Source organism: Streptomyces sp. NPDC087300 (assembly GCF_044744425.1).
Lineage (GTDB): Bacteria > Actinomycetota > Actinomycetes > Streptomycetales > Streptomycetaceae > Streptomyces.
In genome coordinates, this window is the sequence record NZ_JBIUYI010000001.1 from 1023575 (window position 1) to 1039949 (window position 16375).

Annotated in this window: 7 protein-coding genes; 5 read left to right on the plus strand and 2 right to left on the minus strand. The window is 69.2% G+C overall.

Annotation, left to right across the window (positions count from 1 at the left end; translation table 11 throughout):
* Positions 1-27: 27 nt before the first annotated feature.
* Positions 28-1065, minus strand: coding sequence for an alpha/beta hydrolase (locus ACIO9J_RS04245; protein ID WP_401992190.1), 1038 nt, complete (start codon positions 1063-1065; stop codon positions 28-30).
* Entirely contained in the window at positions 1065-2264 is a 1200-nt protein-coding gene (locus tag ACIO9J_RS04250; protein ID WP_401992193.1) for an LLM class flavin-dependent oxidoreductase, read from the minus strand. The genes ACIO9J_RS04245 and ACIO9J_RS04250 overlap by 1 nt, the downstream gene beginning before the upstream one ends.
* A 509-nt stretch (positions 2265-2773) precedes the next feature.
* Between ACIO9J_RS04250 and ACIO9J_RS04255 the strand changes: the two genes are divergently transcribed.
* The 5 genes from ACIO9J_RS04255 to ACIO9J_RS04275 all read left to right on the plus strand — a co-directional run bounded on the left by ACIO9J_RS04255 (position 2774) and on the right by ACIO9J_RS04275 (position 16362).
* Positions 2774-4066, plus strand: a complete 1293-nt coding sequence (locus ACIO9J_RS04255; protein WP_401992195.1) for an NAD(P)/FAD-dependent oxidoreductase — start codon at positions 2774-2776, stop codon at positions 4064-4066.
* Positions 4067-4107: 41 nt separating this feature from the next.
* Entirely contained in the window at positions 4108-5370 is a 1263-nt protein-coding gene (locus tag ACIO9J_RS04260) for a cation:proton antiporter (protein ID WP_401992198.1), read from the plus strand.
* A gap of 45 nt (positions 5371-5415) precedes the next feature.
* A complete protein-coding gene (locus tag ACIO9J_RS04265; RefSeq protein ID WP_401992201.1) occupies positions 5416-8268 on the plus strand; it encodes an AAA family ATPase in 2853 nt (950 codons plus the stop codon).
* Positions 8265-9932, plus strand: a complete 1668-nt coding sequence (locus ACIO9J_RS04270; RefSeq protein ID WP_401992204.1) for an NAD(P)/FAD-dependent oxidoreductase — start codon at positions 8265-8267, stop codon at positions 9930-9932. Before ACIO9J_RS04265 ends, ACIO9J_RS04270 begins: the two co-directional genes overlap by 4 nt.
* A 154-nt stretch (positions 9933-10086) precedes the next feature.
* Positions 10087-16362, plus strand: coding sequence for an SDR family NAD(P)-dependent oxidoreductase (locus ACIO9J_RS04275; protein WP_401992207.1), 6276 nt, complete (start codon positions 10087-10089; stop codon positions 16360-16362).
* Positions 16363-16375: the final 13 nt, after the last annotated feature.

Genomic DNA, 16375 nt, shown 5'->3' on the forward strand with positions numbered 1-16375 from the left:
CTCCGCGACAAGGGGGGTATCGGGAAATTATCCTGCGGCACCCCCTCCTTCACCGCTGTTTTTCCTGCCTTTCACCGTCGATGCGATTGCTTCTGCCACGGCGGCCACCGCCGTCTCCGCCTCGTCGAGCAGCCCCGGGAAGCCCAGGAAGCCGTGGAACATCTCCGGGTGGTGGCCGTGCGTGACCGGTACGCCCGCGGCGCGCAGCCGGTGTGCGTAGGCGAAGCCCTCGTCGCGGAGCGGATCGCAGCCCGCGGTGACCAGGTGCGCGGGCGGCAGCCCGGTCAGCTCGGCGCCGAGCGGCGAGGCGTGCGGGTGGGCGCCGTCGCCGTCCGGGCCCAGGTACTGCCGCCAGAACCACCGCATGTGCGCGGCGGTCAGGAAGCAGCCCTCGGCGTTCTCGCGGTACGAGGCGGTGTCCTGGCCCGCGTCGAGCACCGGGTAGATCAGCACCTGGAGGGCGACGGCGGGCCCGCCACGGTCCCGCGCGGTGAGCGCGGCGACGGTGGCGAGGCCACCGCCGCTGCTGTCCCCCGCGGTGACCAGGGCGTCCGGGTCGCCGCCGAGCGAGGAGATCTCGCGCGCGCTCCAGCACAGCGCCGCGTAGGCGTCGTCGGCGGCCGCGGGGAAGCGGTGCTCGGGGGCGAGGCGGTAGGCGACGGAGACCACGGCGGCGCCGGCCCGCGCGCAAAGACCACGGGCCGTGGCGTCGTGCGAGTCCAGGCCGCACAGGGTGTAGCCGCCGCCGTGGAAGAAGACGACGGTCGGGCGTGGGCCAGGGAAGGTCTCCGGGTCCGGCAGATAGACGCGTACGGGGAGTTCGGGCGCGCCGACGGGACCCGCGATGGCGCGGTCCACGACGGAGCCGACGCTCCGGGATGGCTTGGGCGGCCGCTGGGGGCCGGTTCCTGCCGCCAGGATCCGGCGGGCCTCCACGGCATCGGTGACGGTGCCGCCGAGGTCGGGGAAGGCCGCGGAGAGGGCGGCGACGAGGGGGCGGGCGGCGGGGGCGAGCCGGTCGGCCGGTCGCGACCCTGGCCGCTGCGCCGGATGGTCCGCGGCCATCAGCCGGAGGTCGCTTCCTGGGGCTGTTGGGGCTGCTGGGACTGCTGGGATTCCTCGGATTCCGCGGATTCCCGGGACTCCTGGGCGCGGAAGTGCGGGATGACCTTCTCGCCCCACTGGCGCAGGGTCTCCAAGCAGGCCTCCTGCGGCACGGTGCCCATCTGGATGAGGCACATGATCTCGTCGGCGCCCGCGTCCCTGAGGCGTTCCACGTAGGCGATGGCGTCGTCGGCGGTGCCGTACGCGTGGTCCGCGTTGAAGGTGGCGGTCGACGTCGGGCGCACCGGGATGTTGTGCTCGTGCAGGCGCGCGACGACCTGTTCGGCGGCCTTGCGCATCTCGGCCGCCTCGTCGCTGCCCTCGACGACCGCCTCGTCGGGGATGCCCGCGCCGCCGTACCAGTGCCCGATGGACTGGGCGAAGAACCGCTGCCCCCGGATGCCGACGCGCCGCGCGGTCTCCCGGTCGTCCAGGACGATCGTCGGGCAGAGCACCGAGAAGTGGTCGTTGACGACGCTCGACACCAGGCGCGCTTCGGTGCGGGCCGCGATCGCGCCGTCGTACGCACGGCGCATTTCGGCGATCGCATCGGGGCCCGCGAAGCCCATCACCAGGGCGCCGATCCCGAGTTCGGCGGCCTGGGTCAGGGTCTCCGTCCGGCTACAGGCCAGGAAGAGCGGCGGGTGCGGGGTCTGCGCGGGGCGGGGCAGGATCGGGTGCGGGTCGATGTCGATGAGCTCGCCGTGGTGTTCCAGCTCCTCCTTCTCCCAGGCCTTCCCGATGATCCGCAGCGCCTCCTCGACCTCCTGGGTGGTGCGCTCCTTGTCGACCCCGCACAGCGAGGTCTCCTGCGCGGTGCCGCCCCTGCCCGCGCCGAGGTCGAGCCGCCCGCCGGAGAGCAGGTCGAGCATCGCGGCGCGTTCGGCGACGCGTGCCGGGTGGTTGAAGTTGAACGGCATGCAGACGACACCGTGCCCGATCCTGATGGTGCTCGTGCGCGCGGCGACCCAGGTCAGGAAGATCTCCGGGGCACTCATGTGCGCGTACCACTTGAGGGAGTGGTGCTCGACCGCCCAGATCCGGTCGAACCCCATCTCCTCGGCCAGTACGGCCTGTTCGACGCTGTCGTGGATCAGCTGGTGCTCGCGCTCGACGGTCGGGTCGGCGAGTTGGGCCTCGAAGATGACGGAGAACTTCACTGTGCCTCCTGGGAGTTGAGCCATGACGGCCCAGTCCGGTCTACCTAGTAGCTATATGACTAACCGTCATACCTAGAAGACGCAAGGGAGTCACACGGCGAAAATCTCGGAGCGGGACCAGCAGGGCGACCACGCCGAGCCGTTCGGGACGCCGGAGGCGCCAGACAGAGGACGGGGATCCGACGGGCAGCGGGGGCGCTCGGGGCGCGGGGCAGCTGACTTACCGTCACATCGACCATTGATGCCCGCGCACCACCTCGACGCACTGAATAGACGCGCCCCTAACCCCCCTTCATGATCCACGTATGTCGCGCGGCATTGGGCCCTGACCGGACCGCGGTGGCTTCCCACGCGCCGATACACAACGGCATCAGGAAGGCTACAGAAGGCGTACAGACACCTTGCAGAACCACTGCTGCAAACTGACGAAGGTTTCATCGGAGACCACTCGTTCCAGCTCCGAGCTCCGTTCTCGGAACCACCTGACACCCATTCTGGGAGGTCCCTCAATGCCGTCTGCTCTCTATGGAGTTCCTGACGAATTCGATGTTGTCGTCATCGGCGGTGGACCGGCGGGGGCGACAACCGCCGGACTTCTGGCGCAGCGCGGCCGCCGAGTCCTCATCATCGACCGTGATCGCTTCCCTCGATATCACGTCGGCGAGTCACTCATACCGGCATTCATGCGGCCCATGCAGGAGATGGGCATCACCGAACGCATGGACGCGCGCGGCTTCGAGCGGAAATACGGCGGAACCCTGGTGTGGGGAAACAACCAGGTGCCGTGGAACTTCTCCTTCGTGGAGGGCGGTGGCCATGAGTACGCCTTCCACACGCGACGTGCCGATCTGGACGCACTGATCCTGGACAGGGCGCGGGAGCTGGGCGCGTTCGTGATCGAGGACGCCACCGTCAAGGAGCACATCGAAGAGGACGGCCGCGTCAAGGGAGTCCGCTTCTCGCTGCGCGGGCTCGACGGGCTGCACGAGGTGCGGGCCTCACTGGTGGTGGACGCGTCGGGGCAGGCCCGCGTGCTCGGCCGTCGGCTCACCGAGGTGGAGTGGCACGACGACCTGCGCAATGTGGCCGTGTGGACGTACTTCGACAACTGCGAACGGCTGCCGGACGACGAGTACACCAACATCCTCATCGAGGGGCTCGACGACGGATGGTTCTGGGCCATCCCCATCGACAAGGGCACCATCAGCGTCGGGTACGTGACCCGCTCCGCGACAGCCGGTGAGAACGGCCAGTCGCTGGAGGAGTTGTTCCACGCCGAACGGCAGCAGACCACCAAGCTGAAGAAGATGCTCGCCGGAGCTCGACAGTCGGCGGGGTTCCGCACCGCGCGCGACTGGTCGTACCACAGCAACCAGTTCCACGGCGACGGCTGGGTCCTGGTCGGGGATGCCGCCGCCTTCGTCGACCCGCTGTTCTCCACCGGCGTCGCCCTCGCGACCCTGGCGGGGAGCACCCTCGCCCGGATCGTGGACCAAGTCATCGAGCACCCGCAGATCGAGGAGAAGGCACTCGACCGCTACGCCACCGCCTACTCCGGGTTCTTCGATGAGATCAAGACTTTCGTGGAGCGGTTCTACGACCGAACGAAGTACAAGGACTTCTACTACAGCCTGGCCCAGGAAATGGTCGACCCCGAGCGCACCAACGAACCCTCGGCGGACTTCGTGACGCTCATCTCCGGGCTCAGTGGCCGGCACCCGTTGTTCCACATCGATCTGGACGACTTGATTGCCGATGCCGCCACCCCCGAAACGGACAGCGCGGGAACCCCTCGTACCTGACCTTCTGGACAAGGCAAGATGATGAGCCGGGCGGCCTCGACATGACCAGCCACCAAGTGCAATTCCTTTTCGCGGATCTCGCGTTGATTCTTTTACTCGCCCGGGGGTTGGGCCAATTGGCCATCCGGCTTCGCCAACCCCCTGTAGTAGGTGAGATCTTCGCCGGCATACTGCTGGGACCGACACTCCTGGATGGCGCGATCGCGCATCATCTCTTCCCCACCGATGTGCGACCACTGCTCTCCGGCATGGCCAATCTCGGGGTCGCCCTGTTCATGTTCTGTGTCGGCCTCGAGATCAACACGGACTCCCTCCGCGGCCGTGGACGCGTGACGGCCATCTCGGCCCTCGGTTCCACGGCCGTGCCGTTCGTCCTGGGTGTCGGCCTCGCGCTGGGCCTCCCACAGGGTCGGCACAGTGAGCATCACGTGGCGTTCGTGATCTTCATCGGGCTCACGGTCTCCGTGACCGCCTTTCCGGTGCTCGCCCGGATACTCGCCGACCGGCTCCTGGCCCGCACCACGCTGGGCAGCATCGCGCTGGCCACAGCGGCCGTGGTCGATCTCGTGGCCTGGACGGCGCTGGCCATCGTCCAGGCGTCCGTGACGGACGAGGGACACCACTGGACGGTGACACTCATCCTTCCCTACGGCCTGCTGATGGCTCTCGTCGTGCGGCCGCTGTTGCGCAGGGTCCTGACACCCGCCGGACAGCCGGCGCCCATGACCGCGCACCGGTTCGCCATCGTTCTCACCGGCGCACTCCTGTCGGCCACGGCCACCGAGGCGATCGGCATGCACTTCATCTTCGGAGCCTTCGTGTTCGGCCTCGCGATGCCTCGTCGCGGCGCCCAGGAGCAACTCACGGACGTGCTCGACCAGACCACGCGGCTCACCTCGTTGCTGCTGCCCGTCTACTTCGTCATGGCGGGGCTCCAGGTCGACCTCGGCGGAATCGACGCCGCCCAGGTTCTCCAGCTCGGTGCGATCCTGGTGGTCGCCGTGGTCGGCAAGTTCGGCGGGACCTATCTGGCCGCGCGTACGCAGGGCCTTGCCGCCCGCCCGGCCGCGGCACTCGGGGCGCTGATGAACACCCGTGGCCTGACCGAACTCGTCATTCTCGGCGTCGGTCTCCAGCTGGGCCTTCTCGACGGCCCGTTGTATTCCCTCCTCGTGGTCATGGCCGTGGTCACGACTGCCATGACCGGGCCACTGCTCACCCGTATCTACGCCAAACCGGTCGAGGTGCCCCTGCCTCCCCAGACCCGGTCGTCGGAGCCAGCGGCCTCGTCCCGGTCCCGATGAGCACGGCATGCCCGAACCCGACGAGCCCAGAAAGCGAATTGGTTCATGCGGCTGATCGAGCGCGGCAAGGAACTGACCGAGCTGGCGGATCTCCTCCAGGCTTGCGCACAGGGCGACAGCGGCGCCGCGGTCATCAGCGCAGGCATCGGGTGCGGGAAGACCGAGCTGCTCACCACGGTCGAGGACCTCGCCACTGAACGGGGCTTTCTGGTGCTGCGCGCCGTCGGCTCCTGGGCCGAGCGCGAATCCCCCGGCAGCGTCCTCGGCCAGCTCATGCGCAGGGCGGACGACCGTCTGGGAGAACGGCACGAGATCGCCGCGCTGCTCGACGCGGTGACGCGCGGACCTGGCGCGGCCGGCGACGAACACGGCCTCGGCCACGGCTTCGCACAGCAGACCCTCGCGTCCGACACGACCGGCGCGCTGCATCGACTGTGCCAGGAGGTGGCCCGGACAGCGCAGCGGGTACCGGTACTGATCTGCGTCGACGACGCTCAGTTCACCGACTCGCTGTCCCTGTACTGGCTACTGCAGCTGTTGCGTCAAACCCGGTCCATGCCGATCGGACTGCTGGTCGCGGAGTGCACGCTGTCCAAGCCGGCTCATCCACAACTTCACGCCGAGCTCCTGCGTCAACCCAACTACCGCCACCTCTCGCTGGAGCGGCTGACCAAGAGCGGGGTGACCGCGCTCCTCACCGATCAACTGGGCCCGGACACGGCACGCTCGCTGGCCTCCGACTACCACCGGGTCAGCGGTGGAAACCCCCTGCTGGTCCGCGCCCTTCTGGAAGACCACCGGCGGGCCGGGGCGCCGCTGGAGGGAGCAGCTCCCCGAGCGCCCGTCGGTGACGCGTACGGCGAGACCGTGCTCAGCTGCATTCATCGTGGGCGGCCCGTCCTCTTGCGGCTCGCCCGGGCACTGGCCGTGCTCGGAGCGGATGCCGATCCCGGGCTGCTGGCCCGGCTGTTGGACGAGGACGAAGCCACCATGAGCCGCGGCGTGTTCGCGCTGGCGGCCGCGGGCCTGCTGACCTCGGGGCAGCTGCATCCCGTGGCCCGAACGGCCATGCTGGCGAGTGTGCCTCCGCAGCAGCGTGCGGCACTGTACGGGCGGGCCGCGGAACTGCTCTACCAGGACGGGGCGGCCGCCACCCGGGTGGCCCAACTCCTGGTCGAGTCCGAGGTGCGCAGCGGACCGTGGGCCACGGACGTGTTGTGCCAAGCGGCGGAGCGGCATCTGGCCGCCAACCGCATCGCCGACGCGCACGCCTCCCTCGAGGCGGCTCTGCGCGTGTGCGAGGACGACCACGCGCGCATGAGCATCAAGGCGCTCTACGCCAGTACGGCATGGATGCTCAATCCGTCCATCAGCGCCCGGCACCTCGGGGAGCTCGCGGTGGCCCTGCACGACGGCCGGCTGCCCCACCGGCATGCCCTGCCGCTCGCCAAGTTCCTGTTGTGGCACGGCCGCTTCGACGAGGCGCTCGATGCCGTTCACCGCATCGTCGACGCACCTGCCGACAGCTCCGCGCCGGATCCCGCGACGGCGGCGGAGATCCGGGCGACACGGGAGCTCCTTTCGACCACCTACCCCCTCTCCGTGCGGATGTCGTCCCGTGACGGCGGCCGGGCGTCCCGTCTGCCGCGTCGCTCGGAGGAGGATCCTCGGGTCCTGGGGGCCACGGCGCTGTCCCACGTACTCGCCCATGGGCCTGACGACGAAGCCGTAGCCGACGCCGAGACCGCGCTGCGCTCCATGCGGCTGAGCAAGAGCACTCAGGAATGGATCGTCTGCGCCACCTCCGTCCTGGAGTTCACGGACCGCCTCGACGCGGCCGCCAACTGGTGCGACCACTGGCTGGAGCAGGCACGCACGCGGCGCGTCCCCCTGTGGGAGGCCGAGTTCGCGTCCCTGCGGGCCAGGGTCGCCCTGCGCCAGGGGCGGCCCAAAGAGGCCCGGCGACTGGCGGAGGCGGCTCTCACGCAGGTACCGGCCGAGAGCTGGGGCGTGTGCATCGGAGGGCCGCTGGCCAACCTGGTGCACGCGGCGACCTGGACGGGTGACTACGAGGCTGCTGCCGCCTACCTGGAAGTCCCGGTGCCGCACGGCATGTTCAGGAGCCGCTTCGGGCTGTACTTCCTCCATGCCCGCGGCTGCCACTACCTGCAGACCGGGCGCCCGTACGCCGCCCTGGACGACTTCACCGCCTGCGGGGACCTGATGCGGGACTGGGATTTCGACCAGCCGACGCTCGTGCCGTGGCGTTCCGAGTCCGCCCGCGCGCAGCTGGCCCTGGCCGATCCCGTACGAGCCGAGGAACTCGCCCGCGAGGAGCTGGCGCTCACGGGCGAAGGCTCGTCGAGGGCCCGTGCGATCGCGTTGCGGGCGCTCGCGGCAAGCAGCCCGTCGTCCGCGAGGGGCGCACTGCTCACCGAAGCCGTGACGCTTCTGCGGGACTGCGGCGACCAGCTCCAGCTGGCCTGCGCACTGGCCGAGCTCAGTCGCACGCGCCTGCCCGAGGGCAAGACGGCTCAGGCCCGGCGGGAGCTCCAGGCGGCCGGCCGTCTGGCCGAGGCCGCCGGCGCGGCGCCCCTGGCCCGCGAGATCTCCGGACAGGGCTTTGCCGCACCACTGCACGGCGCCACCGTCCTGGCCCCACCGAGCGGCCTCGAGCTGCTCACCGCGGCGGAGCGCCGGGTGGCGGGTCTCGCGGCCGGGGATCTGACCAACCGCGAGATAGCCAAAAGGCTGGCCGTCACGCCGAGCACCGTGGAACAGCACCTCACCCGGATCTTCAAGAAGCTCGGCGTACGCACGCGTAGGCAGTTGCCGTCGGCGTCCGTCGCGTCCGACCAGCCCAACAGGCGCATCGATCTCATGGCAGAAGGGCAATGACCTTGCAGAACAACACCAGCGCGCCACGGCGCGCGAACGAATACGACGTGGCGATCCTCGGCAGCGGCATGGCCGGCGGCATGCTGGGAGCAGTCCTGGCGCGCAACGGTGTGCGGGTGCTGCTGCTCGACGCCGGCGTCCATCCTCGGTTCGCTGTCGGTGAGTCCACCATTCCCTACACCTCGGGAATGACACGGATCATCGCCGACCGGTACAAGGTTCCCGAGCTCAAGCCCCTCTCCAGCCACAAGGGCATCAGTCGGCACGTGTCGCGGTACTGCGGCCAGAAGCAGAACTTTGGCTTCGTGTATCACCGCGAGGGAGCGTCGCAGAACCCGGAAGAGATCAACCAGTTGGTCGTGCCGTCGGCCATTCGCACGGAAACCCATCTCTTCCGGCAGGACATCGACTCCTACTTGTTCAATGTGGCGGTCAAGTACGGCGCGGTGCCGCGACTCAACACACGGATCGCGGACGTGGACATCGACCCGGACACGGGTGCGGTGCTGCGCACCGACAAGGGTGAGGAGTTCAGGGCGAGTTATGTGGTCGACGGCAGCGGTTTCCGCTCGCCGTTGGCGGAGAAGCTCGAGCTTCGGGAAACACCGACCCGGGCCTGTACGCACTCCCGGACCCTGTTCACGCACATGATCGGCGTGCAGCCGTTCGACAAGGCTCCGGCGGCCAAAGCACACCAGCAGCCGAACCCCTGGCATCACGGAACCCTGCACCACGTATTCGACGGCGGCTGGCTCTGGGTGATCCCCTTCGACAACCACGCCGATTCCATCAATCCGCTGTGCAGTGTGGGACTGACCCTCGATCCGCGGGTCTTCCCCAAGGACGACACACCCGCCCAAGAGGAGTTCGACGCTTTCCTCGGCCGATTCCCTGAGATCGCCTGGCAATTCCGGAACGCCAAGGCGGTACGACCTTGGGTGTCAACCGGACGGCTCCAGTACTCCGCCAAGCAGGTCGTGGGTGAACGCTTCTGCCTCACCTCGCACGCGGCCGGGTTCATCGACGCGCTGTACTCGCGCGGCCTGACCAACACCATGGAGCTCGTCAACGCCCTGGGCTGGCGACTCATCGCAGCCTCACGCGACGGCAATTGGTCACTGGAGCGTTTCGCCTATCTGGAGGCACTGCAGCAGGGCTTGTTCGACTTCCACGACGATCTGGTTTACAGCTCCTTCGTGGGATTCCGCGATTTCGAGCTGTGGAACGCGGTGAACCGCACCTGGATGCTCGGCACCATGCTCGGCAACGTGATGCTCGAAGACGCCTACTACCGGTTCACGCGCAGCGGGAACACCAATGTCTTCCGGGAACTCGAGGACTCCACCCTGCCCGGCTCGCCGCTTCCCGTGAGCGACGGTTTCAACGCGATGAGCAAGCTCACACGAGAGCTGTGCCAGGCTGTGGACGAGTCGCAACTCGCGCCGCACGCAGCCGCTCAGCAGATACTCGATTGCATTCGTGACGCCGATTTCGTCGCGCCGTCATTCCGGCTCGGGCTGCGAGATACCCGCTGCTTCAACATGTCACCCGGAAAGATGGCGAAGAACGCCGTCTGGTGCCGCAGGGACGCACCACCGGAGATCGGACCGCGAATGATCAACGCAAGCAAGGGACTCGTCCGAATGCGACTCATCGGAGGGTAGAGGAAGGACTCTCGACCACACCCCCCCTACTCCCTGATAGGGGGATTCGTGGGGTGCGCATCACAGAAATTGGGGGCTCCTAGGAGAGAGGGCGACGGATTAGGGTTTCCAGTGGCGCTACAGGAAACTCTCCGCAGCAGGAAGTGAATCAGCCATGGTTGCGAATCCCGCTCAGGATCCATCGAACCTCATTGCCGTTGTCGGAATGGCTGGACGCTTTCCGGATGCCCCTGACACCGACGGCCTCTGGAAACTCCTGATGGACCGCGGGGACGCGATCCATCCCATTCCGGCCGACCGTTGGGACGCCACAGCCCAACTCGACCCGGAGCGGGAGATCCAGGGCGTGGGCGGTCTCATCGAAGGCGTTGACCAGTTCGACGCGGGGTTCTTTGGCATCTCGCCCCGTGAGGCCGCCGCCATCGATCCCCAGCAGCGTCTCCTCCTGGAAATGGGCTGGCGCGCGCTGGAGGACGCGGGGCAACGAGTGTCCGACCTCGCGGACTCACGGACCGGGGTATACGTCGGCGCCTCGTGGCACGACTACGAGTTGCTGCGCGAGGAACACGGTGCCCGGCCGACCCCGCACAGCCTGGTCGGCAACGCCCTCGATGTGATCGCCGCCCGACTGTCGTACGTGTTCAAACTGCGTGGGCCCAGCATGACGGTGGAGACCGGCTGTTCGTCTTCGCTCGTCGCCCTGCACCTGGCCGGCCAGGCCCTGCGACAGGGTGAGGTGGACAGTGCGATCGTCGGCGCCGCCAATCTGATGCTGCACCCGCACGTGTCGGTCGGCCTCACTCACTTCGGGGCGCTCTCCCCGGACGGACGTTGCAAGACCTTCTCGTCCTCGGCCGACGGCTTCGTCCGGGGCGAGGGGGTCGCTGCGCTCTACCTCAAGACACTGCGCCGAGCCCTTGAGGACGGCGACCGCATCCACGCCGTCGTGGCACGCACGGTCGTCAACAACGACGGCGGTGGCGAGAGCCTCGTGACGCCGAGCCCGGAGGGCCAGGAAGACCTCCTGCGCAGTGCCTACTGCGACGGTGCGGTGCCGGTGGGCGCCCCCACCTACATCGAGGCACACGGCACCGGGACCGGTCGCGGCGATCCGATCGAGACCACGGCCATCGGACGGGTCCTCGGCGGCGACCGAGCCCAGAATCCCGTGCTGGTGGGTTCCATCAAGTCGAACATCGGCCACCTGGAAGCCGCGGCTGGCATGGCCGGACTGTTCAAGCTGCTCCTCTCCCTGCGCCACGGAGTCCTGCCGCCGAGCCTGCACGCGGAACAGCTGAATCCGGAGATCCCTTTCGACGACCTGAATGTGCGCGTGGTACGGGAACCGCAGCCGCTCCCCGAGTCCGGCCCCGTGTATCTGGGTGTGAACTCCTTCGGCTGGGGCGGCACCAACGCACACGTGGTGGTGACCGGGCCTCCCGAGCGCGCGAGCCTGTCCAGGGACCCGGCCGGGTCCGGCCGCACCGGACTCCCGCACCTCGTACCCGTATCAGCGAAGGACACCTCCGTCCTGGCCCGGCGGGCTGCGGAGTTGGGCTCTTGTGTACCGGACGACGCCGACGGGGTGCCGGCCATGGCCGGGACGCTCGCTTGGCGAAGGGATCACTTTCCCGAGCGGGCCGCGGTGCTCTCCGCGACCCCGGATGAACTCCGTACCGGTCTGGCCGCACTGGCCGCGGCGGACGATGCCGACAGCCAACAGGAACAGCCCGGTGTGGTGCGGGGACAGGCGCGGCGGGTTGGCCGCACGGCGTTCGTCTTCCCCGGCCAGGGGTCCCAGTGGGAGCGCATGGGCCAGGAGCTCTTCCGCGAGAGCCCGCTGTTCGCCGAAGTCATAGAACGCTGCGCCAAGGCACTCGATCCGCACATCGACTGGGACCTCGTCGCGGTCTTCACCGGCGAGGCCGGGGACACCTGGATGACGCGCATCGACATGCTCCAGCCCGCGCTGTGGGCCATGTCGTTGGGGCTCGCGGAGCTGTGGCGGGCCGCAGGAGTGGAATCCGACGTGGTACTCGGCCACAGCCAGGGTGAAATCACCGCGGCCACGCTCGCGGGCATCCTCACCTACGAGGACGCCGCACTGGTGATGGCCCGGCGCAGCGCGATCGCGCGCCGCACCTCCGGCCGTGGCCGGATGCTCGCGGTGGATCTGAGCCGGGAAGCGGCGCTCGCCGCGCTGGAGGGTTTCGAGGACAGTGTCTCGCTCGCCGTGCACAACGGACCCAGCTCCTGTGTGCTGTCCGGCGACGAAGAGTCCGTGCTGATGCTGCGTGAGCTCCTGGAAGCGGACGGAACGTACTGCCGACTGGTCAACGTCGACTACGCCTCGCACAGTCCGCAGATGGATGAGCTGCACGAGGACCTGCTGGCCGCGCTCGATCCCGCCGAGCCTCGTGCCGGCTCCGTACAGCTGATGTCGACGGTGCGTCGGGAGATCCTCGACGGCCCGGAGATGACTGCCGCCTACTGGGTGGAGAACCTGCGCAGCCCGGTCCAGTTCGCCGATGCCATGACCGCTCTCCTCGACTCCGATGTCACCCACGTCGTCGAGATCAGTCCGCATCCAGTCCTGGCACCGGCGATCGAGCAGCTCGCCGCGGCCGGAGCCGAGCCGCCGGTGGTGCTCACCACTCTGCGCCGTCAGCACGGTTCTCCTCAGGATGTGGCGCTGGCTCTCGCCCGCGGTTACGTCTCCGGGCTGGCTCCCTTCGGGCTGCTCCCCCGGAACCGGCCCGTTCCCCTGCCGGGCCACCCTCTTCGGCCGGAACGGCACTGGGTCGCCGAGCCCACCCGGCACACCGGAGGCACGCGCGGCTTCGAGGCGCCGCTCGTGCCTGCCCCGGGCGCCGCGGGCACTTGGCACTCGGCCCTGGAACTCTCCACGATCGACGTGCCCTGGCTCGCGGACCACCAAGTGCACGGCACTCCTGTGGTGCCGGGGACGGCCGTGCTGGCCGTCGCCGTCAACACGGCGCGGGCCCGCTGGGGAACACTGCCCCTCAGGCTGGACGACGTGGTCTTCCGCAAGGGAGTCGGTGTGGGCGAAGCCCCCTCCCGTCTGACGGCCGAGTGGCGCGACGAGCGCGTGGACGGCGGCGTGTTCCGACTTCTGTCGCTGTCCGAGGGCGACAGCTCGTGGCAGGTGAACGCCGAGGCACACGCATACCGCTGGGCCGCTGAGGCGCCGCTGCCGCTGTTCCCCGACTGGGTCGGCTCTGCCCAGTCCGTCGAGGTGGACGACTTCTACGACGAGTGGGCCGAGCGGGGCCTGGAGTACGGAACCACCTTCCGCAACATTCGACGGCTCCACCGGCACGGTGATGGCTCGCGGGCCGTGGGCGAGGTGACTCTGCCGGATCCGCTGCGCGCCACGAACCGACAGCACGTGCTGCACCCGGCACTGTGGGACGGCGCACTCCAGGTGTCGCTCGCGCTCTGTGCCGACCGCGGCGACGGCGCTGCTCTCGTGCCCACGGGCATCCGCTCGCTTCGGGTACTGCACGAGAGTGACCAGCCCGTTGAAACCGTGTGGTCCCATGCGGTGCGGCTCGCGGACGGCACGCTCGACATAGACCTGTTCGACGGCGCCCGGACACCGTTGCTGTCGCTCAGAGGACTTGAGCTGGAACCGCTGCGGGCGCAGACGGCGGACAGCGGCGACACCACGCGGCTGTATCACCTGAGGTGGCGGGAGCTGGCTCCCCTCGATGTTCCGGACAAGGACATCCCTCATGGGGGGCACGGCAGTTGGGCCGTGTGCACGGAGGCGTACGAAGCAGGTGACGCGTTGGTGTCGGCCTTGAGCTCCGCCGGCGTCAAAGCCACGCTGGTACCGCTCGGCGACGAGGTGGCGCCGCGGGATCAGCTCGGCGAGGTGCCGGATCTCGAAGGAGTCGTCTACCTGGCCCCGCGGGGGTCGGACGGCGTCGAGGCGCAGCGGCTCGGTATCGGTCGGCTCACCGCGCTCGTGCGTGCCTGCTCGGAACGGAGCGTGCTGCCACGGGTCACCGTCGTGACCGCGGGTGCCCAAGCGGTGGACCACATCGACGTACCCGACCCCGAAGCGGCGTTGTACTGGGGCTACACCCGCGTACTGCGCCGTGAACACGGGGAGTTGAATCCTCGGATCGTCGATGTGGCCACTGCGGACACCAGGTGGGCACAGCAGTGCGCGGCCGAGGTCCTCGTCGATGACAGCGAGGATCAGATCGCGTTGCGCGAAAGCCGACGCCTGGGCGCCCGGCTCGTCCGCGGGCCCGTACCCGACGAGCTGCTCGCCGCCCTGCCACCACAGCACACCGGGACGCAGCCGTTCCGGCTCTCGGGGCAATCCGTGGACGGGTCGGCTCAGTATGTCCCGCTGACCCGACGCCTGCCCGGACCCGGCGAGGTGGAGCTCGAGCTGCTCACCGCCACCCTGGACCCGGTCGACATGGCACCGGGCTCCGGCACCGCCGAAGGGCCGCACGCTGTGCACGGCTTCGCGGGCCGCGTGAGCGCGGTCGGCCCCGGTGTGGAGCGCTCGCTGGCCGGCGAACTGGTCGTCGCCTGTGGGCTCGACGGTCCGGCCAGTCATGTGGTCGTACGTGCCGAGCACACGTGGCCGGTTCCCGAGGGCACCGACATCGTCGACGTCACGGCTCTGCTCCCGACGGCTGTCGCCGCCCGGCACGGCCTGGACCGCGTGGGTCGGCTCTCCGAGGGCGACACCCTGTTGATCCACTCCGCGGTTGGCCCTGTCACCGACGTCGCCCTGCGGATCGCCCGTGCGCGGGGTGCTCACGTCCTCGTCGTCAGCGTCGACGCGGCGCATGACGAGGCCCTGCGGACGCTCGGGGCCGAGCATGTATACGACGCCCGGGATCTGTCGTGGCCGCAGGCCGTGCGCACGGACACCGGCGGCCTGGGGGCGGATGTCGTCCTGTGTCCGACCGCTGGCTCCGAACTCGCGTACGCCCTGGACGCGCTCGCCCCCGACGGGCGTCTGATCGCTCTCACCGGCATCGGTGCCGCGGTCGGTTCTGCCGCTCAGGGGACGCGGCTCAACGCGACAGCTCTCAGCGGCGGGGCCAGTGTGGCCTCGCTGGATCCGGTCGGCCTCCTCCAACGTCGTCCCGAGCAGTTCGCCGAGGCACTGGAGGAGGTCCTGCGGCTGGTTTCGGAGGGCTTGCTGCCCACGGCGGAGGTGCGAAGGCTCACCTTCCAGGAAGCGACGTCGCGAACGCCGCGTTCGGAAGCGGCCGCTCACCCTCACGTCCTCTTCGACCCGGCGACGGTAGAGAGCGTGGCGGCGCTCCCCATGCCCGGTGGCAGCTTCCGGTCCGACGGTACGTATTTGATCACCGGAGGTCTGGGCGCGCTGGGTCTGTCGCTGGCCCGGTTCCTGGCGGAGAACGGTGCGGGTTCACTGCTCCTCGTCGGCCGTTCCGCGATCCAGGGCGACACCGCCGCGCAGGTGGCGGCGCTGAGGGCGGACGGGGTGCTGGTACGGACAGCCCGCTGCGACGTCACGGACCTGATGGAGCTGGGCCGGACACTGGCAGACGCGCGAAGGGAACTGCCGCCGCTACGCGGAGTGTTCCATGCCGCCGGTGTGCTGTCCGACGCCACGGTGAGCGCGCTGACGCCGCAGCAGACAGCGGAAGTCGTACGGCCCAAGGTGGACGGCGCACGAAATCTTCAGGCCGTCACAGCCGACGATCCGCTGGACTGTTTCGTGCTGTTCTCCTCCGCCGCAGGCCTGTTCGGCAACGCGGGGCAGGCAGCGTACGCCGCGGCCAACGCCGCCCTGGACGCGTTCGCCGAAGCGCGCCGCCGTCGAGGGCTGCCCGCGCTGAGCGTGCAGTGGGGTCCGTTCTCCGACATCGGCCTGGCCGCGCAGGACAGCCTGCGCGGCGCCCGGCTCGAAGAGCGCGGCATGGGCGGCTTCCCAGCCGATGAAGCCTGGCCCGCGCTGTGCCGCATGTTGCGTCGCGGCGAGGCGGTGACGGGCTATGTCCCCCTGGCTCTGCGGCAGTGGTTCGACGCCTACCCGGACACCGCGGCCTGCGGCAGCTGGCAGGAACTGCGCGTCACAGTCACGCAGGACAACGACCGAAACGCCTCGGCCACCGAGCTCCGCGCTCGCCTCGCCGCAGCTCCCATGGACGAACGGATCGCGCTGATAGAGGCGTCCGTACGCGAGTTGGCGGCCCGGGTGCTCCGCCTCGATCAGGCGGCGGTCGGCAGGGAATCGACGTTCAAATCACTCGGACTCGACTCCCTGATGAGCCTCGAACTGCGCAACCGGCTGGAAGCCGCGTTCGGCCTCCGGCTCTCGCCCACCCTCCTCTGGGCGTACGGCGCGCCGAAGGGACTGGCCAAGGCGCTGGGCGAACAGCTGTCGGCGTCCACGGAGAGCGGCTGAACCGGCGCCGCGC